Annotated in this window: 20 protein-coding genes and 1 tRNA gene; 9 read left to right on the top strand and 12 right to left on the bottom strand. The window is 53.1% G+C overall.

Features of this window, described 5'->3' with window-relative positions:
- Window positions 1-4 precede the first annotated feature (4 nt).
- The 3 genes from pqiB (at window position 5) to rmf (ending at window position 2630) form a co-directional block, all read left to right on the top strand.
- Entirely contained in the window at window positions 5-1645 is a 1641-nt protein-coding gene (gene pqiB, locus JTI98_RS17985; protein WP_216081618.1) for an intermembrane transport protein PqiB, read from the top strand.
- Window positions 1642-2205 carry a membrane integrity-associated transporter subunit PqiC gene (gene pqiC / locus JTI98_RS17980; protein ID WP_216081617.1) on the top strand — a complete coding sequence of 188 codons (564 nt, stop codon included), beginning with the start codon at window positions 1642-1644 and terminating at the stop codon, window positions 2203-2205. The genes pqiB and pqiC overlap by 4 nt, the downstream gene beginning before the upstream one ends.
- Before the next feature lie 257 nt (window positions 2206-2462).
- Window positions 2463-2630, top strand: a complete 168-nt coding sequence (gene rmf / locus JTI98_RS17975; RefSeq protein WP_042320000.1) for a ribosome modulation factor — start codon at window positions 2463-2465, stop codon at window positions 2628-2630.
- A 96-nt stretch (window positions 2631-2726) separates the two neighbouring features.
- Here the strand turns inward: rmf and fabA are convergent, their stop codons facing one another.
- Together fabA and JTI98_RS17965 are read right to left on the bottom strand one after the other, a co-directional pair.
- Window positions 2727-3245, bottom strand: a complete 519-nt coding sequence (gene fabA / locus JTI98_RS17970; protein WP_013097260.1) for a bifunctional 3-hydroxydecanoyl-ACP dehydratase/trans-2-decenoyl-ACP isomerase — start codon at window positions 3243-3245, stop codon at window positions 2727-2729.
- Between the two features lie 68 nt (window positions 3246-3313).
- Window positions 3314-5074 (bottom strand): Lon protease family protein, encoded by a 1761-nt coding sequence (locus JTI98_RS17965; protein ID WP_216081616.1) that lies wholly within the window; start codon window positions 5072-5074, stop codon window positions 3314-3316.
- Window positions 5075-5259: 185 nt separating this feature from the next.
- Here JTI98_RS17965 and matP point away from each other — a divergent pair, with 185 nt between their 5' ends.
- Entirely contained in the window at window positions 5260-5712 is a 453-nt protein-coding gene (gene matP, locus JTI98_RS17960; protein ID WP_043001159.1) for a macrodomain Ter protein MatP, read from the top strand.
- Between the two features lie 75 nt (window positions 5713-5787).
- On the opposite strand, the gene ompA is transcribed toward matP, so the two are convergent.
- Both ompA and sulA read right to left on the bottom strand, forming a co-directional pair.
- On the bottom strand, window positions 5788-6843 hold the full coding sequence (gene ompA, locus JTI98_RS17955) for a porin OmpA (RefSeq protein ID WP_043001975.1): 1056 nt from the start codon (window positions 6841-6843) through the stop codon (window positions 5788-5790).
- Between the two features lie 355 nt (window positions 6844-7198).
- Window positions 7199-7708, bottom strand: a complete 510-nt coding sequence (gene sulA / locus JTI98_RS17950; protein ID WP_044256302.1) for an SOS-induced cell division inhibitor SulA — start codon at window positions 7706-7708, stop codon at window positions 7199-7201.
- A 217-nt stretch (window positions 7709-7925) separates the two neighbouring features.
- Here sulA and JTI98_RS17945 point away from each other — a divergent pair, with 217 nt between their 5' ends.
- Window positions 7926-8555, top strand: a complete 630-nt coding sequence (locus tag JTI98_RS17945; RefSeq protein WP_216081615.1) for a TfoX/Sxy family DNA transformation protein — start codon at window positions 7926-7928, stop codon at window positions 8553-8555.
- Here the strand turns inward: JTI98_RS17945 and yccS are convergent.
- On the bottom strand, window positions 8509-10671 hold the full coding sequence (gene yccS / locus JTI98_RS17940; protein WP_046401452.1) for a YccS family putative transporter: 2163 nt from the start codon (window positions 10669-10671) through the stop codon (window positions 8509-8511). The two genes, JTI98_RS17945 and yccS, sit on opposite strands and share 47 nt — an antisense overlap.
- Before the next feature lie 6 nt (window positions 10672-10677).
- Window positions 10678-11136 (bottom strand): YccF domain-containing protein, encoded by a 459-nt coding sequence (locus JTI98_RS17935; protein WP_216081614.1) that lies wholly within the window; start codon window positions 11134-11136, stop codon window positions 10678-10680.
- A gap of 123 nt (window positions 11137-11259) precedes the next feature.
- Between JTI98_RS17935 and helD the strand changes: the two genes are divergently transcribed.
- On the top strand, window positions 11260-13314 hold the full coding sequence (helD, locus tag JTI98_RS17930; protein WP_216081613.1) for a DNA helicase IV: 2055 nt from the start codon (window positions 11260-11262) through the stop codon (window positions 13312-13314).
- Between the two features lie 31 nt (window positions 13315-13345).
- Here helD and mgsA read toward each other — a convergent pair whose 3' ends face one another.
- Window positions 13346-13804, bottom strand: a complete 459-nt coding sequence (gene mgsA, locus JTI98_RS17925) for a methylglyoxal synthase (protein ID WP_044256300.1) — start codon at window positions 13802-13804, stop codon at window positions 13346-13348.
- Window positions 13805-13896: 92 nt separating this feature from the next.
- On the bottom strand, window positions 13897-14559 hold the full coding sequence (locus JTI98_RS17920; RefSeq protein ID WP_043001152.1) for a DUF2057 family protein: 663 nt from the start codon (window positions 14557-14559) through the stop codon (window positions 13897-13899).
- Window positions 14560-14731: 172 nt separating this feature from the next.
- On the opposite strand from JTI98_RS17920, the gene JTI98_RS17915 reads away from it, so the two are divergent.
- On the top strand, window positions 14732-15145 hold the full coding sequence (locus JTI98_RS17915) for a CoA-binding protein (RefSeq protein WP_043001151.1): 414 nt from the start codon (window positions 14732-14734) through the stop codon (window positions 15143-15145).
- Window positions 15146-15213: 68 nt separating this feature from the next.
- Here the strand turns inward: JTI98_RS17915 and hspQ are convergent, their stop codons facing one another.
- On the bottom strand, window positions 15214-15531 hold the full coding sequence (gene hspQ / locus JTI98_RS17910; protein ID WP_042319966.1) for a heat shock protein HspQ: 318 nt from the start codon (window positions 15529-15531) through the stop codon (window positions 15214-15216).
- A 57-nt stretch (window positions 15532-15588) separates the two neighbouring features.
- Entirely contained in the window at window positions 15589-16779 is a 1191-nt protein-coding gene (gene rlmI / locus JTI98_RS17905; RefSeq protein ID WP_044256297.1) for a 23S rRNA (cytosine(1962)-C(5))-methyltransferase RlmI, read from the bottom strand.
- 94 nt (window positions 16780-16873) lie between these two features.
- Between rlmI and yccX the strand changes: the two genes are divergently transcribed.
- The gene (gene yccX, locus JTI98_RS17900) at window positions 16874-17155 is read left to right on the top strand and encodes an acylphosphatase (RefSeq protein ID WP_043001149.1); all 282 of its coding nucleotides are present in this window, start codon (window positions 16874-16876) and stop codon (window positions 17153-17155) included.
- Here yccX and tusE read toward each other — a convergent pair.
- Together tusE and yccA are read right to left on the bottom strand one after the other, a co-directional pair.
- Window positions 17152-17481, bottom strand: a complete 330-nt coding sequence (tusE, locus tag JTI98_RS17895; RefSeq protein ID WP_043001148.1) for a sulfurtransferase TusE — start codon at window positions 17479-17481, stop codon at window positions 17152-17154. The two genes, yccX and tusE, sit on opposite strands and share 4 nt — an antisense overlap.
- 89 nt (window positions 17482-17570) lie before the next feature.
- Window positions 17571-18230 carry an FtsH protease modulator YccA gene (gene yccA / locus JTI98_RS17890; protein WP_216081612.1) on the bottom strand — a complete coding sequence of 220 codons (660 nt, stop codon included), beginning with the start codon at window positions 18228-18230 and terminating at the stop codon, window positions 17571-17573.
- 274 nt (window positions 18231-18504) lie between these two features.
- On the opposite strand from yccA, the gene JTI98_RS17885 reads away from it, so the two are divergent.
- A tRNA-Ser gene (locus JTI98_RS17885) sits at window positions 18505-18592 on the top strand.
- Window positions 18593-18694 lie beyond the last annotated feature (102 nt).

Genomic DNA, 18694 nt, shown 5'->3' with positions numbered 1-18694 from the left:
TAACATGGAATCTAAAAGTGGGGAAGCCAAAATCCAGAAGGTAAAAAACTGGTCTCCCGTGTGGATTTTTCCCATCGTCACTGCGCTGATTGGGGCATGGGTTCTGTTCTATCACTACAGCCATCAGGGACCGGTTGTGACCCTGATTACCACCAATGCCGAGGGCATCGAGGGCGGAAAAACCACTATCAAAAGCCGTAGCGTTGACGTGGGTGTCGTCGAAAGCGCCACGCTAACCGACGATCTGACGCATGTTGAAATCAAAGCGCGCCTGAACGCCGGTATGGAAAAACTGCTGCACAAAGACTCCGTGTTTTGGGTGGTGAAGCCACAGGTTGGACGTGAAGGGATCAGTGGCTTAGGGACGCTGCTTTCTGGCGCTTATATCGAACTGCAGCCGGGTAATAAAGGTAACAAACTGGAAAAGTATGATCTGCTGGATTCGCCGCCACTGGCGCCGCCTGATGCCAAGGGGATCCGCGTGGTGCTCGACAGTAAAAAAGCCGGTCAGCTTAGTCCGGGCGATCCGGTTTTGTTCCGGGGCTATCGCGTCGGATCGGTGGAAACCAGTACTTTTGATCCGCAAAAACGCAGCATCAGCTATCAGCTGTTTATCAATGCACCTAACGATCGCCTGGTCACCAGTAACGTCCGTTTCTGGAAAGACAGCGGGATTGCCGTGGATCTGACGTCCGCAGGCATGCGGGTTGAAATGGGCTCGCTGACGACGTTGTTTGGCGGAGGTGTTAGCTTTGACGTACCGGAAGGGCTTGAGCAGGGTCAGCCGGTTGCCGAGAAGGCCGCCTTTAGCCTGTATGACGATCAGAAAAGCATCCAGGATTCGCTGTTCACCGAGCACATCGATTACCTGATGTTCTTCAAAGATTCGATCCGCGGTCTGCAACCGGGAGCGCCGCTGGAGTTCCGCGGTATTCGTTTGGGGACGGTGAGTAAAGTGCCGTTCTTTGCGCCAAATATGCGTCAGGTGTTTAACAACGATTACCGTATTCCTGTGCTGGTGCGCATTGAACCCGAGCGTCTGAAAGCGCAGTTGGGTGAAGATACCGACGTGGGCGCTCATCTGGCCGACCTGCTGAAGCGGGGCTTACGCGGCTCGCTGAAAACCGGGAACCTGGTGACCGGGGCGTTGTATGTCGATCTGGACTTCTATCCGAAAGAGCCGCCGATTACTGGCATTCGCGAGTTTAACGGTTATCAGATCATCCCGACGGTGAGCGGCGGTCTGGCACAAATTCAGCAGCGGCTGATGGAAGCGCTGGATAAGATCAACAATCTGCCGCTGAACCCGATGATTGAGCAGGCCACCAATACGTTGAGTGAAAGCCAGCGCACGATGAAACATCTGCAAACGACACTGGATAACATGAACAAGATTACGTCCAGTCAGTCTATGCAACAACTGCCGGCAGATATGCAGAATACTCTGCGTGAACTGAATCGCAGCATGCAGGGCTTCCAGCCGGGTTCGGCAGCCTACAACAAGGTGGTGGCCGATATGCAACGTCTTGATCAGGTGCTCCGCGAGCTACAGCCGGTGCTGAAAACGCTGAATGACAAGAGTAACGCGCTGGTGTTTGAAGCGAAGGACAAGAAAGATCCAGAGCCGAAGAGGGCGAAACAATGAAAAAGTGGCTAGTGGTGGCGATGGCGTTCTGGCTAACATCGTGCAGTTCCAGTGGGGATAACAAAAGCTATTACCAGCTTCCTGTTGCGCAAGGTGGCGCGCAGAGTACCGCAAGCCAGGGTAACCGTCTGCTGTGGGTCGAGCAAGTTGCAGTGCCGGATTATCTGGCCGGCAATGGCGTGGTCTATCAGACCAGCGATGTAAAGTACGTGATCGCCAATAATAATCTGTGGGCCAGCCCGCTGGATCAACAGTTGCGCAATACGCTGGTTGCCAATCTGAGTACACAATTGCCGGGTTGGGTGGTGGCGTCTCAACCGTTAGGCAGCGTGCAGGACACGCTCAACGTGACGGTCACCGGCTTCCACGGTCGTTATGATGGCAAAGTGGTGGTCAGCGGTGAGTGGCTGCTAAACCATCAGGGACGTCTCATTAAGCGCCCGTTCCACATTGAAGCCATACAGACACAGGACGGTTACGATGAAATGGTGAAAGTGCTGGCGAACGTCTGGAGTCAGGAAGCGGCGGCGATCGCTCAGGAGCTGAAGCGCATCCCATAGTTTAAAATTTTGTAAATAAAACCGTCTCAGACCGTGCGTTTGAGGCGGTTTTTTTTGGCCGTAGAGAGGGGCCAGGAACTTGTTCCGGTTCACATTTTTTGTACAACCGAGTTTTTCACTAGCTCACAAATATGACACCTGTGTGAATTTTGCGCATTGACGGAACCGGGGATTCGCGGTATTCGTTTAGTGTGATTGCACACTTCGTAATCACTGTTATCTTTTCCACCAGATATTAAGTATGAGGGAAACGAGGCATGAAGAGACAAAAACGAGATCGCCTGGAACGGGCACATCAACGTGGTTATCAGGCCGGTATTGCCGGACGCTCAAAAGAAATGTGTCCCTATCAGACGCTGAATCAGAGGTCGTACTGGCTAGGAGGCTGGCGAGAAGCCATGGCTGACAGGGTGGTAATGGCCTGATTCTGTCTCTTTAAAAAAGAAACCTCCGCAGTGCGGAGGTTTCGCCTTTTATGACCTGTGATAAATGACGCTATCTGGTCATTCACCCGGTTGGCATCAGAACGCAGAGGTGTCCTGGAACAGCCCGACTTTCAGATCGTTTGCGGTATAAATCAGACGACCATCCACCAGCACTTCACCATCTGCCAGACCCATGATCAGGCGGCGATTTACGATGCGTTTGAAGTGGATACGGTAGGTCACTTTCTTCGCAGAAGGCAACACCTGACCGGTGAACTTCACTTCGCCTACGCCCAGCGCGCGGCCTTTGCCTTCGCCGCCGAGCCAGCCGAGGTAGAATCCAACCAACTGCCACATTGCGTCCAGCCCCAGACAACCCGGCATGACCGGATCACCGATGAAGTGGCATCCGAAGAACCAAAGATCCGGATTAATATCCAGCTCTGCCTCAACATAACCTTTGTCGAAGTTGCCGCCCGTTTCGGTCATTTTGACGACACGGTCCATCATCAGCATGTTAGGAGCAGGCAACTGCGGGCCTTTCGCACCAAACAGCTCACCGCGACCAGAGGCAAGAAGGTCTTCTTTTGTATAGGATTCGCGTTTATCTACCATGTTCTCTGTAAGCCTTATTTTATTGAAGCACGCAGGATAGCTAACACGTGTACGCTGAACAAGTCCGATCAGTTAGGAAAAAAGCCGTTCAGCCAACGCAGCGGCCATGGAAAACGGTGACGTCCTTCCTGTTGCGTCGCCTGGGCGATACGCTCCTGGATAGTCTGCATCAGCGTCATCTGGCCTTCGCCATCCCACACCAGATTTAACAGCAGCGGTAATGCGTCGGTCACGTCATCTACCGCCCATATAGTGAACTTCTCTTCTTCAACGGCCTGTAACAGTTCGGGTTGCAGGCTCAGGTGTCTGACGTTAGAAGAAGGGATAATCACCCCTTGCTTACCCGTCAGTTCACGCTGTTGGCAAATCGCGAAGAAGCCTTCAATTTTTTCATTTAAACCACCAACCGGCTGGGCTCGACCGAACTGATCGACCGACCCGGTAACAGCGATGTTCTGATTTACCGGCACATCTGACAGGGCGCTGATGAGCGCACACAGTTCCGCCATGGACGCGCTATCGCCATCGACTTCACTGTAGGACTGTTCAAACGTGAGCGAAGCCGAGAAGGGGAGCTGTTGTTCGAGCTGGAGCTCCGACATCAGGAACGCCTGCATGATCATCATCCCCTTAGCATGAATATTACCGCCAAGTTCTGCTTTCCGCTCAATGTCTGTGAACTCGCCATCGCCGATGTGCACGACGCAACTAATGCGAGAAGGTTCACCGAAGGCGCGAGGGTGACCCGGAAACTCAATCACCGACAGGGCGTTGATCTGACCCACGCGCTCACCCTCGGTTTCGATCAGAATCTGTTCCTGGAGGATCTCATCCTGCATGCGTTCAGCCAGGAACCCTTCACGCCACGCTCTCTGAGCAAGCATCAGGCTAAGTTGTTCACCGCTGCAGGTTTCGCTTTCGCACAGCGGCGCGACTTCCGTGAACTGCCTGATGATCCACAGCGGATTGAGCGGTAACGTATCCTGTTCGCCGGTATAGCGCACCGCTTCGCGAACCAGCACTTCCCAGGCGTCGGGTGCCGGGTAAGGCAACTGATTACGTTTCGCGGTCCACGTTACCCACTGGCACCACTGCGTCATGGATTCTGCATCCACAATCTGCAGGTTATCTTCGAATTCGCTATAAATCGCCTGCTCGGCCAGTTCGGGCTCCATCTCCTGGAAGTCCGCCAGCGATTCGCGCTCACCGACTAACAGCACCTTCAGTTTAAGCGGCATAGACGGCACAGAGACTGGTAGCGGACGTGATTCATCAAAGGCTACCCAGTCAAAGCGTTCGCGGCTGACAATCGCTTTCAGGCGCATCCACAGTAGAGGTTGTGCAAGCAGAGTGCGCAGCGAGATAACCAGCACGCCGCCATTGGCCTGGTGAACCAGTCCCGGTTGTAACGTGATGTCGCCATTGAATTGACGCAGGCAGCCAAACAGTTGCTCTGCCTCAACCCAGTCGGCAATCACCACCTGAGATAAGGTAGAAAAATTATCCACTTCCCGCTCAGCGTCACGATAGCGAATCGTATGACCAGAGATCTCGTAATGACCTCCCGTCAGGTGACCGGCATTGTGCTGCAAGGCACGTGCGGCATCGGCAAGAAGATTAAGATACTCAAGCTCTTCGGGTGCTTTGGCCAGCATGAAAGGGGATGAGGCTCTGGGCTGTAACAATTGCTCCAGGGCAAATTGCAAACGTGGTTGAGTATCACTCAGTAATGTGTCGTTTTCTTCAGTGACATGTGGCTGTGCAAAAATCTCCTGATAGCTTTCGGTATCAGGGACAAGGTCACGCCATGCAAGTTTCGTAATGGTCAAAGTTGATGTTTTTTAGTCTGTTGTAAAAGACGCGATTATAGCGTAACCGTCCGCGCTTCACACGTGGAATGCGATGGCAAACGCACAGGAGGCTGCAGAGTGGCTCACAGCCTGAAGATTCTTTTCTTCAGATGCTAAAAAAGCTGATATTCTGATAAGAGTGACACGGTAACATTGAGATCGCCATGAAATATCAACAACTTGAGAATCTTGAAAGCGGTTGGAAGTGGAAGTACCTGGTGAAGAAGCATCGCGAAGGGGAATTAATAACCCGTTATGTGGAGGCCAGTGCAGCCCAGGAGGCCGTGGATTTGTTGCTTACGCTGGAAAATGAACCGGTGCGGGTCAATCTCTGGATTGACGAACATATGAGTCCCGCGCTGCAAAACCGCATGAAACAGACGATACGCGCGCGGCGTAAACGTCATTTCAATGCTGAGCATCAGCACACGCGAAAGAAATCTATCGATCTGGAATTTATTGTCTGGCAGAGACTGGCAGGGCTGGCACAGCGGCGAGGCAAAACGCTATCAGAGACCGTAGTGCAGCTGATTGAAGATGCAGAGAATAAAGAGAAGTACGCTAACAAGATGTCTTCGCTAAAGCAGGATCTGCAGGCGCTGTTAGGCAAAGAGTGACTGGTTTTCATCAAAGCTGTTTTGCTGACAGCMAAAAAAAACCCCGCAGCGCGGGGTTTTTCATAAGACGGAAACTTAAGCCTGCGGCTGAGTTACAACGTCTTTGATGCCTTTAACTTCGATCTCAACGCGACGATCCGGGGCCAGGCAGTCGATCAGTGCAGCGCGAGCTTTCACGTTGTCACAGGTGTTGCCAGTAACCGGGTTGGATTCGCCCATACCACGTGCGGAGATCTTGTCAGCCGGGATACCTTTAGAGATCAGGTAATCAACAACAGACTGAGCACGTTTCTCAGACAGACCCTGGTTGTAAGCGTCAGAACCGATGCGGTCCGTGAAGCCCAGAACCACTACGGAACCGTCTTTCGGATCCAGGTTGCTCAGCTGGCTGTACATCTGATCCAGAGCCTGCTGGCCTTCTGGTTTCAGAGTCGCTTTGTTGAAGTTGAACAGAACGTCAGACTTCAGAGTGAAGTGTTTGGTCTGTACTTCAGGAGCCGGAGCCGGCGCCGGCGCTACGATCGGAGCAGCTTGTTCCTGCTGACCGAAACGGTAAGAAACACCTACGCTCAGCAGACCGTTGTCTGGACGAGTACCGATGGTGTTAGCGTCACCGATGTTGTTGGTCCACTGGTATTCCAGACGGGTAGCGATTTCAGGAGTAATTGCGTACTCAACACCACCTGCGAATACTGGGGATACGCCAGTATCGTGGTCTTTAAAGGAAGCGCCACCAGGTTCGTTAGCCTTGGTGTCTGCACGCCATACCATACCACCCAGACGAGTGTAGATGTCCAGATCGTCAGTGATTGGGTAACCCAGTTTAGCGGTCAGCTGAACGCCCTGAGCTTTGTAAGCGCCGTTGATGTTGTCGCCTTTGTACGGCATACGACCTAACCAGTCGTAACCCATTTCAAAGCCAACATACGGGTTAACCTGGTAACCACCGAACGCACCGGCACCCAGTTGGTTTTCGTGGGTCGGACCGTTGTTGTTGATGAAACCAGTGTCATGGTACTGGGACCAGCCCAGTTTAGCACCAGTGTACCAGGTGTTATCTTTCGGAGCGGCCTGCGCTACGGTAGCGAAACCAGCCAGTGCCACTGCAATCGCGATAGCTGTCTTTTTCATTTTTTGCGCCTCGTTATCATCCAAAATACGCCATGAATATCTCCAACGAGATAACACGGTTAAATCCTTCACCGGGGGAGTAGTTCAATAGTTACTCTACCGATATCTGCGGCTTACGCCGAGCACCCCTGGCGATGTAAAGTCTACAACGTAGTTGAAAACTTACAAGTGTGAACTCTGTCAGGCATATGAAAAAAAAAAGCTTGTATACATAATATTTAACATTTGGCGCATCAGAATTTATCGCCAGATTTCGCGGGAACCGCGTGCGCCAAGCGTTCACAGAAAAAAAACGTTAGTCCTCAATGTGAAGGTCGAGGAGGAAAAAAAATTCCAGGATAAATCCTAAATTTACTCAATGATACAAATTTGAGTGAATTTTTAGCCCGGTTTGCTGTCTCCTGGCATGAGTGTGCGCATTCACGGGACGCATGATAAATCCCATCGCATTTCCTTCATCTGCCGCCTTAACCAATTCAGCATGTTCTTCTTCTGTTAATTCTTCTGTCAGCCAGCCAATTACCACGCTGTAGTTGCCCGTGCGCAATGCACGAACCATTGATTCCAGCGTATGGCAGGGGGACAGTTGGTTAATTTGCATCACTTTAGTTAGCGGAAGCCCGGCAGACTGAACCCATTCACGGCTCAGCTTCTGTTGTGGTGTCAGCCAGAGCTGCCAGCGCGATTGCTGTCCTAACTGCTGAAGAAGCGGTAGCAGCAGTAACTGCGTCATCATGGGCTGGTCTTCGCGGTAGACCACTTCGCTGATAAGCCCGGTGGACACTTTCTCGGAAGAGACGCGCGCCATCGTGTTCGATGTGGAAGAGAATGACGGAGAACGATTTGCGTAGCCTGAAGTGTACATAATCAATCCAGCCCTGTGAGTTACTGTATGGATGTACAGTAACCCTGATGTCGTGAAAGATCAACTTTATTTTCGGAAAGAGACTCGCAATTTTTATTCATGGTAGCGGTAAAAACGAAATTCAGCTTGCCCCTTGAGAATAAGTTGCCTATTTTCGTCATTAACGGATTCGTGACGGCAAATCATTCTTTTAGTTTATGATTTAAAAGGGAATTTTATGAAAATTCACTCCTATGACAGGATCTATAAATCACAGGAATATTTATCTTCTCTGGGGACGATCCACTTCCGCTCACTGTTTGGCAGTTACAGTCTGACAATCAGGAATACCGTCTTTGCGATGGTTGCCAATGGGGAGCTCTATCTGCGTGCCTGTGAGCAAAGCGTACAGTATTGCGTGCAACATTCCCCGGTCTGGCTGACGTTTCTTAAACGCGGGCGTCCGGTCATGCTTAATTATTATCAGGTTGATGACACTCTTTGGCGCGACCAGCAACAGTTGATCCAGTTGTCGAAGTTTTCGCTGGATGCCGCGTTGCAGGAGAAATTGTCCCGCAGTACTCAGCAGCGGCTTAAGGATCTCCCCAATATGACCTTTCATCTGGAGAGTTTACTGAATGAAGCGGGGATCTACGACGTCGCCACCCTGCGAATGCTGGGCGCTAAAATGTGCTGGTTGCGACTGCGACAAATGAACAAATCCATCACTGACAAGGTGCTGTTTAATCTTGAAGGGGCTATTTATGGCATTCATGAAGCGGCGCTCCCGGCGATACGCCGCCAGGAGCTTGCTCTGTGGGTTAAGTCGCTTTCGCCGGTGCCGATGTCGGTGGAGAAGAGTGAGTGATTTGCCGTTGTAGCCGCCCCATTTCCGGCAGCAGGGCCACCAGTAAACCGACCTGCTGAATCACCAGTGGTTCTTTGCTGTCCGGACGTGGCTCAAGCTGTTGAATGCGCTGTTTCAGTTCGGCGAGAGCTTGCTGCACGCGCGCTTCATCGGCCGGGAGATGATGCAGCGCATCATCGACATAACAGACCGCATCGTCCAGCAAAGCCAGCACGTCGGGGTTGGTGAGTTGCTCACGATGCGCACCTAAAGCAGAAATATAACTGGTGAATGTATGATTGAGGCAGAGTAAACGGAACGCGGCCTCACGTGTTTGTGCCGTCACGTCGGGCTCGCTGGACATATTCGACACCACGGAGGCCAGCTCAGCATCGCGGTTATGGGCATCGCGACGGGCAATCCGATACGCCAGTCGATTATCGCGTCCCTGATGGTACTGCTCCAGGATGGCGTCAAGATAACGACAGTTTGCATCGGTCGCTCTTTCCATCACTCGCGGGAGGTTTCGGAAACGCCAGTCCGGCCAGATAAAGCTCACTGCCGCCCAGGCGATGGCGCAGCCGATGAGCGTATCAATCACCCTGGGGAGGGCGACTTCAAACCCTTCGCCGAGCAAGTTGAAGCACAGCAGGACCAGCAGCGTGATAAACATAGTGGCGTGGGCATACTGGACGTTGCGAAAGGCAAAGAACAGAACGCCGGTGATCACCAGTAAAATAAGCTGACCTTCCAGCGACGGAACAAACCATAAAATCGGGATACCAATCGCCACCCCGACCAGCGTACCGATAATCCTCAGCGCCAGGCGGTGCCGCGTGGCGTTGTAGTTTGGCTGACAAACAAACAGGCTGGTCAGCAGGATCCAGTAACCGTGATGCATACCGGTTATCTGAATGATCGCGTAGCCGACGCACAAAACCAGAGACATCCTGACCGCATGGCGAAACAGCGCCGATTCGGGGGTAAAGTTACGACTCAGACGCAGCCAGATATCGCTGAACCCGTGCGGACTGTCATCGGCGAGCTGGCTCTCCGATTCGTTACGCGGCATAGCCTGCGCCTGTTCTGATTCAATTGTTGCCAGTTGTGCATCGATGGCGCGCAAATTAGCCAGTAAAAATCCCAGCGTTTTCAGCAGATCGGCGGAGGCGCCGTTTGCCCGCATTCGCTCAAGCGCGGCGTCGAGATGCGTGAAGGCGCGTTCAAAATGCGGATCGTGCTGATAGGGGACGCGCAACAAAATACAGCGCGACAGTTGCAGACAGGCCTGGCCCTGCATCGACATCAGGCGTTGAAAGCGAAACATCACGTCGCTGTGACGGAAATGGTCACGTAGCGTCTGGTATTGAATATGCGAGGAGCTGGCGCGCTCATGAATATCCTGCGCCACAAAGTAGTAATGCAGAGTTCGCCGTGTGCCGCGCTGCCCCCGGTCGCCGCGCAGGCGAGTCAACAGGGACACTTTCGTCTGATTCAGTGTCGCCATCAGTTGGCCGTTGGCCAGCGCTAAGTCATAAAGCGGTGCCTGGCTTTCATTTTCAATATCCGGGTCAAAAAGCCGTGACTTCAGCTCCAGATAGTGCGCCAGTTGCTCATAGCTGCGTGCCAGATTGTCCTGCAAGGGACGAATTGGGAACAGCAAATGGCCGATAAGCGTCAGCCCGTTGTACCAGATAGCGCCCGCCAGCAGCAGAAGCGGTTGCTGATACCATTGGGCGTACAACGACGCCCCAAGCATGGTGTAAATGGCGATCAGCAATGCGCCAAAGGCAATCGTCGCATAACGCTGCCCTAAACCGCCGAGCAGGATAAAACCGCTGGTAGAGAGCGTCAGTCCGATGGCGAACAGCCATGGGTAAGGAAACAGTAGCTCGACTGACGCAGAGGCGATAAAAAAGCAGATTAGCGTAATGATCAGGTTGCGCAGACGACCCGCGAGACGATCGTCCAGATCGGTCAGCGCCGCTGCCACCATCCCCAGCGTCAGGGGGATGGTCAGTTTGACATCACCCAACCACCAGGGCAGCGCTGTTGTTCCGCAGAGGGCGATAAAAATACGCACGTAATACAGCCAGGTGCTGTTCCAGGTATAGCGGCGAAGCAGGGGACTTAACATACTGACTTAGCGTCCTGATGACTCAAAACGGCGACGGGCGTTCGCTTCGCGTGCTGCACGTGCGACTTCTACGGAGACAACCCGACGTCCCACTGGCCAGAGTGCAATCGCGGCTATCTTAAAGTTCGCAATGCCAACCGGAATACCAATGATCGTGATGCACTGGGTGATACCTGCGGCGATGTGCATCAGACACAGCCACCAGCCGAAGAAGATCAGCCAGAAAATATTCAGCAGCGTCCCGCCCGTATTCATCAGCACACTTTTACCCGCCGGATCCAGTTCATCAATATGAACCGCTTCGTTTCCGTAAGGCAGCAGCGACAACCTGGTGATTTCCCAGCATGAGCGGGTGAGCGGCAGGGTGAAGATCAGCACTATACTGACCAGCGTTGCCAGGAACCAGGACAGCGTGGTGGCAAAACCCCCCAACACAAAATTCAAAATATTCAGAACGGTACGCATAAACCCTCGATTGATTCTGGTTTTCTGTGATTTCCGGCAATTGTAACGTTTTTTTGGGCTGGAGCACGTATTCTCTGGCGGTTACACTGAGAAGAAATACGCTTTGTCTGGATCGGCTGAGTCATGGAACTGAAAGCAACGTCTATTGGTAAACGTCTGGCGCAACACCCGTATGATCGGGCGGTGATCCTTAATGCCGGCATTAAGGTATCGGGCGATCGCCATGAATATCTCATTCCCTTCAATCAGTTACTGGCGATTCATTGTAAGCGCGGGCTGGTGTGGGGTGAGCTGGAATTTGTGCTGCCGGACGAAAAAGTGGTGCGACTGCATGGCACCGAGTGGGCAGAAACTCAGCGCTTCCATCACCATCTGAATAGCCGCTGGCAGCAGTGGAGCCAGGAGATGAGTGAAGTTGCGGCTGGCGTACTGCAGGAGCAACTGGATTTGATTGCAGCCCGAACCGGGCAAAATGCCTGGCTGACGCGCGAGCAGACGACGGGATTACAGCAACAGATCCTGCGGGCGTTTGCTGCGCTGCCGTTACCGGTTAATCGGCTGGAAGAGTTTGATAACTGTCGCGATGCGCTGCGACAGTGCCAGGCGTGGCTGAAAGATATCGAGGCATGTCGCCTGCAGCATAACCAGGCGTATACCGAAACGATGTTGACGGAATACGCCGATTTTTTCCAGCAGGTGGAGTCATCGCCGCTCAATCCGGCTCAGGCCAGAGCGGTCGTTAATGGCGAGCATTCTTTGCTGGTGCTGGCTGGGGCCGGTAGCGGTAAAACATCCGTGCTGGTGGCGCGGGCGGGCTGGCTGCTGGCGCGGGGCGAAGCGGCCGCAGATCAGATCCTGCTGTTGGCTTTTGGCCGTAAAGCGGCGCAGGAAATGGACGAGCGTATCCGCGAGCGGCTGCATACCGAGGAGATAACGGCGCGGACGTTCCATGCTCTGGCGCTGCATATCATCCAGCAGGGCAGCAAAAAAGTGCCGACCATCAGTAAGCTGGAAAATGATACCGCCGCGCGAAATAAACTGTTTATCAGCACCTGGCGTCAGCAATGCAGCGAGAAAAAAGCGCAGGCGAAGGGCTGGCGACAGTGGCTGGAAAAGGAGATGCAGTGGACAGTGCCGGAAGGTAATTTCTGGGACGATGAAAAACTACAGCGTCGTCTGGCCTCGCGTCTGGATCGCTGGGTGAGCCTGATGCGTATGCATGGTGGTGCCCAGGCTGAAATGATCGCCTGCGCACCGGAAGAGATCCGGGATCTGTTCAGCAAGCGCGTAAAGCTGATGGCCCCTTTGCTGAAGGCCTGGAAAAGCGCGCTGAAAGCGGAAAATGCCGTCGATTTTTCCGGTCTGATTCATCAGGCCATAGTGATTCTGGAAAAAGGGCGTTTTGTGAGTCCGTGGAAGCATATTCTGGTAGATGAGTTTCAGGATATCTCCCCGCAGCGTGCCGCGCTGCTGGCTGCATTGCGTAAGCAAAATAGCCATACCACGTTGTTCGCCGTCGGGGATGACTGGCAGGCTATTTACCGTTTTAGCGGTGCGCAGCTTTCCTTAACGACCGCATTTCATCAGACCTTCGGCGACGGTGACCGTTGCGATCTCGACACCACCTACCGTTTCAACAACCGCATTGGCGAAATCGCTAACCGCTTTATTCAGCAGAACCCACATCAGCTCAAGAAACCGCTTAATAGTCTGACGACGGGAGATAAGAAAGCCGTTACGTTGCTGGATGACACGCAGCTTGATGCGTTGCTGGATAAGCTTTCCGGTTATGCGAAAGCCGACGAGCGGATTCTGGTGCTGGCGCGTTATCACCATCTGAAACCGGCCAGTCTCGAAAAGGCGGCAACCCGTTGGCCTAAGCTACAACTTGATTTCATGACCATCCACGCCAGCAAGGGGCAACAGGCGGATTACGTTATCATTGTCGGGCTACAGGAAGGGAGCGATGGTTTCCCGGCACCGGCGCGTGAATCCATCATGGAAGAGGCGTTGCTGCCGGTCGTGGAAGATTTTCCGGATGCGGAAGAGCGGCGGTTGCTTTACGTTGCCCTGACCCGCGCCCGCCATCGGGTCTGGCTGCTGTACAACAAAGCGACCCCCTCACGCTTCGTGGAGGATCTCAAAGACCTGGACGTGCCGGTGGTAAGAAAACCGTAAGCAACAGGCGACGCCCGTCGCCTGCGCGGGATTACTTGAGGCGCTCAGCCAGATAACGCGGATAGTCCGGAATGAGCACGTCAACGGCATCATTGAAGTGTGGCGACTGGATAATGAAATCCGCCGTGGCGACGTTGGTGGCGACAGGGATATTCCAGACGGTCGCCAGGCGCAGCAACGCTTTCACATCCGGATCGTGCGGAACCGCGTTAAGCGGATCCCAAAAGAAAATCAGCACATCAATTTTCCCTTCAGAAATCAATGCGCCAACCTGCTGATCGCCGCCCATCGGACCGCTCAGCATGGCGTTAACGTCCATACCCGTCGCGCGTTGAATAAGATTTCCGGTCGTCCCGGTGGCGTAGAGCACATGTTTTTCCAGCAACGGCTGGTGGCGTTCTACCCAGCTCATCAACATCTTTTTGCAGTGATCGTGTGCAACCAGCGCAATGTGCTTACGCGCCGGCAAAGTGCGAGTCGTCAGTTCCATCATTCAGTTCCATTGTGGGTTTTGCTACAGAGTACTGAATGTGCCTGATGCTGCAAGAGAAAGACGAAAAAAAAGCCGGACGGAACAAAACATCAGGACGAGGGCTGTTTCTCCGCCCATTGCAGAAAGCTATTACGCGTTTGCGGGTCCGCCTGGCGAAACCAGTATTTCAGACGCTGTTCTGTGAGCGTCTGAGATTGCGGCGGGATGGTATCCAGCTCTGAGACCCCCGACAGCAGAGTGCTGTCGTCGGCCATCATCGTCGCGAACTGGGGTAAGGAAGCACGTTTTGCCGATTTATTGTAGCGCTCCGTTTCTGCCTCAAAATCAATGGCTTTAGTTTTTGAGGTAATGGCGAGGATATCCAGTTGTACCGGGATCGGCATCGCATTGCCATCCAGTAATTCCAGCCGTGGCGCCACGTCAAAATGGCTGGCGTCGCGGTCGCTTTCCAGGCGCGGAAGGTGAAAATTAACCTGCTCCACGCGCTGAGTGTCAAAACTGATCACCAGCGGCGGGGAAATGTAGAGCTGTTCTGCATGGCTGGGGAGGCGGATTGTCTTCTCAACCCGAAAAACAAGTTGATGGGGCCCATTATCGAGCTCAATGCTGTCCGCGCCGCGCAGGAGTGAACTGGAGACCTTTTTGCCGTCCAGTACCAGCAGGTCAATGTCGGTTGAAAGACGAAGAGTGGTAGCGAAAACCGTGACCGGCAAGCAGAGGGCTATCATCAGGGTCACAGTGCCGGTTTTCATAGGGTTCTCCTGTCCAAAGACCGCCCGGTAACAATGTATCAAAATTTTTCGATAATCATGTTTACTAACATATAGACATATTTTGGCGTTTTGCTCTCATACTTACGGGTGGGACGCATGGTTGGGTTGTCAGGATTGTCGTACACTTTGCAAAACAGCCTGGAGAATGATGATGAAAGAGACCGATATTGCTGGCATTTTAACCTCGACCCGAACCATTGCGTTGGTTGGCGCAAGCGATAAGCCTGACCGTCCAAGCTACCGCGTGATGAAGTATTTACTCGATCAGGGCTATCACGTGATTCCGGTTTCTCCGAAGGTTGCCGGTAAAACCTTGTTAGGGCAGCAGGGCTACGCGACGCTGGCGGACGTGCCGGAAAAAGTGGATATGGTGGATGTGTTCCGTAATTCAGAAGCGGCATGGGGCGTCGCTCAGGAAGCGATTGCGATTGGCGCGAAAACGCTGTGGATGCAATTGGGCGTGATTAATGAGCAGGCTGCGGTGCTGGCGCGCGAAGCGGGATTGATGGTGGTGATGGATCGCTGCCCGGCGATTGAGATCCCACGACTGGGGTTAACGAAGTAAGTTGACGAGTCTGGCGTCCGAAAGAAGACAGGCCCGAGAAGCAATGCGCCATCGGGCCCTGGCAAGGATCAGTTACGCAGGCGAGGAGCCTGCAACTGTTTACGAATGGTCTGAGCAAGCTCATCCATCGAAGGCTGTTCAGGATGCTCGTCCTGCGTTTCGCTGCTTAGCTGCGCTTCGGCAAGATAGGTATGCACTGGACGACCGTCATCATCTTCCATCACCACGTGATACCACGGAGCGGCGCGAAGCTCGTCGTTGACCGCCAACTCATCAGGTGACGGCTCTGCAAGCGAATAGACCGGGTCGATATCCACGACCACTCCGAGATATCCTAACAGGGAATGGCGGACCTGCTGGCCGATACCGAATTTGCTGGCAATCATAGTCACCTCCCGGGAAATCATTACTCTCGATATGAGGGTAAAATTCCACTTTTCAAGTTACATGACGCGACAGGCAAACCCTTTCAGATACAGCCCTTCCGGGTAGGTAGCGATCACGGGATGATCGGCGGCCTGACGGAACTGCTCTATAAATTGTACATCACGCCCCGCATCAATTGCGGCATCGGCGATGATTTTCTGAAATAAATCTGTTGTCATCAGGCCGGAACAGGAGAACGTCAACAGCACGCCGCCCGGATTCAGCAACTGGATCGCCAGCATGTTGATATCCTTGTAACCCCGACATGCCCCCATCAACTGGCTTTTGTTTTCGACAAACTTCGGCGGATCCATCACGATGACATCAAACTTTTCGCCACGATCGCGATAGGTTCGTAACAGTTTAAAGACATCGTCACGGACAAATTCTGCCTTGCTGAGATCGAGTTTGTTGAGTTCAACGTTCTGTTTCGCAATATCCAGCGCTTCCTGGGAGGTATCGACGCTGATCACCTGACGGCAACCGCCCATCAGCGCAGAAACAGCAAAACCTCCGGTGTAGGAGAAACAATTGAGCACCCGCTGGTTTTCGACATAACGGCGCGTCGCCAGACGGCTGTCACGCTGATCGAGGTAATAACCGGTTTTGTGACCGCCCTGGATATCCACCAGCAGCTTCATACCGTGCTCTTCAATTGGCAGCAGTGCAGGGGGGATCTCACCGGTGACCGGGCCTTGCGTCAGCTCCATCCCCTCTTTTTTACGTACCGCGACATCGCTACGGTCATAAATCGCACATTCCGGGTAGAGCGCTTGCAGCGCGCTAATCAATGCGGCACGCTGATATTCCGCGCCAGCGCTGAGCAGTTGCAGCACCAGGAAATGACCGAAGCGGTCGATGGTTATGCCCGGCAAGCCGTCGGATTCTCCGGCGATCAAACGATAGCTGTCCAGACCATCTTTTTTCGCCAGCCAGTCGCGCCATTGCTGCGCCTGTTGCAGACGGCGGGTGAAGAAGGCGATATCGACAGACTCGTTCTTGTCGAAGGTCCAGACGCGTGCGCGGATTTGCGACGCCGGGGAAAAGGCGCCACGGGCTAACCATTTACCCTGATGGTCAACAATGTCGATGGTTTCACCGAGGTTGGCTTTACCTTCCATACGGGCAACGGCACCAGAAAAGACCCACGGATGACGGCGAAGTAATGATTTTTCGCGCCCTTTGGCTAACACTAAACGTACACTCATAATTAACGGTTCTGTCGAATCAAAGAAATGGGCGCCATTGTCCTGAGTTTTACCCGGATTTGCAACGCGCCCGAGGATGTGAAGGAGAATAACAATGTCGAGAGTCTGCATTATCGCGTGGGTTTATGGCCGGGTTCAGGGCGTGGGATTTCGCTATACCACGCAGCAGGAGGCACGGCGTCTGAGCTTAACCGGTTACGCAAGGAACAGGGATGATGGCAGCGTGGAGGTGGTTGCCAGCGGCGAAGCGGAGCAGGTCGACAAATTACTGAAATGGCTCAAGGACGGCGGCCCGCGTTCTGCCCGGGTAGACAGAGTCCTGAGTGAGCCGCACCGTCCTCGAGAGGCGTTTACCGGTTTTAGTATTCGTTATTAAATACACTTCACCGGTTTTGGCAGGCCAGCAATTTTAGTGGCCTGTTTTGCCGGGCCTTTTGGAAACAGACGATACAGATAACGGCTGTTGCCTTTCTCCTCGCCAAACTTATTCGCCATCGCTTTGACTAACATACGAATCGCAGGCGAGGTATTAAACTCCAGATAAAAGTCGCGCACAAAACGCACCACTTCCCAGTGTTCCGGGGAGAGGATAATTCCCTCGTTTTCAGCAATGACCACCGCCATCGGCTCGCTCCACTGCGCGCTATCTTTCAGATAGCCGTCGGCGTCGGTAGCGATTTCTTTACCTTCAAAGATCAACATAATTCTTCACTGCGTTAGACAACCTGGCGGCAGTTTACCAAAAAACAAAGCCCCGCATAAGCGGGGCCGGGTGTCATGCCTGATTGCCGTTAATCGCGGCTGGCGAAGCCCAAAATGCTGAGCAGGCTGACAAAGATGTTGTACAGCGAAACGTAGAGGCTAACCGTTGCGCGGATGTAGTTGGTTTCACCGCCACGGATGATGTTGCTGGTTTCAAACAGGATTGCGCCTGAAGAAATCAGGATAAACACCGCGCTGATCGCCAGGTGCAGCGCTGGCAGTTGCAGGAAGATGTTAGCAACCATACCAATCAGTACCACCACAATACCGGCCATCAGCATGCCGCCGAGGCAGGACATGTCTTTGCGGGTGGTCAGCACATAGGCGGAGCAGCAGAAGAACACCAGCGCGGTGCCGCCCAGCGCCATACCGATCACGTCGCCCATTCCAGCGGACAGGTAAGCGTTCAGAATCGGCCCAAGGATGTAACCGAGGAAACCAGTGAAGGCAAACGCGGAAATAATACCGCTTGGCTTGTTCGCCGTTTTATAGGTCAGGAACATCAGCCCGTACATCCCCACCAGCGTCAGAATCAGACCCGGAGAAGGCAGCATCAGCACGGTGCTGGCGGTGGCGGTGATCGCCGAAAATGCCAGCGTCAGGCTCAGCAGAAAATAGGTATTGCGCAGAACTTTGTGCGTGCTAAGTAGCGATGTACGGTCATGTGATGAACTAACAATACGATCCATGAGTCACTCTCTTATGACAGATGTAATTAATGATGGAGGATAATGAAAACACAGACGACGACACAGCGCTTTTACCCATCTTTACTCATTTGATCTAAATCAGGTTTCATCGTGGGTAACAGTAAATAGCTGATAAAGTATGAGTGTCGTGCTGAATAAATGGTCAATCTGTTGTTATTTCAGGCTATTAACAGCATTTTGACTGTTTTTCAGGCAAACGAACACATTCGGGCTTTACACAGCGCATCGGGATGTTTATAGTGCGCCTCATTCCGGAAGTGTGGCCGAGCGGTTGAAGGCACCGGTCTTGAAAACCGGCGACCCGAAAGGGTTCCAGAGTTCGAATCTCTGCGCTTCCGCCAGATTAAACAAGGGGTTACCGAAAGGTAACCCCTTTGTTTTTTTGGCTGTTGGTATAGTGTTGGTATATTCACTTGGTATATTTCCCCATACAGCCAATGAAA

Origin of the sequence: Citrobacter sp. MGH 55, assembly GCF_016906145.1 — a bacterium.
Classification (GTDB): domain Bacteria; phylum Pseudomonadota; class Gammaproteobacteria; order Enterobacterales; family Enterobacteriaceae; genus Citrobacter_A; species Citrobacter_A amalonaticus.
The sequence above is the reverse complement of the archived record's forward strand: the minus strand, read 5'-3'. Positions and strand labels throughout refer to the sequence as shown.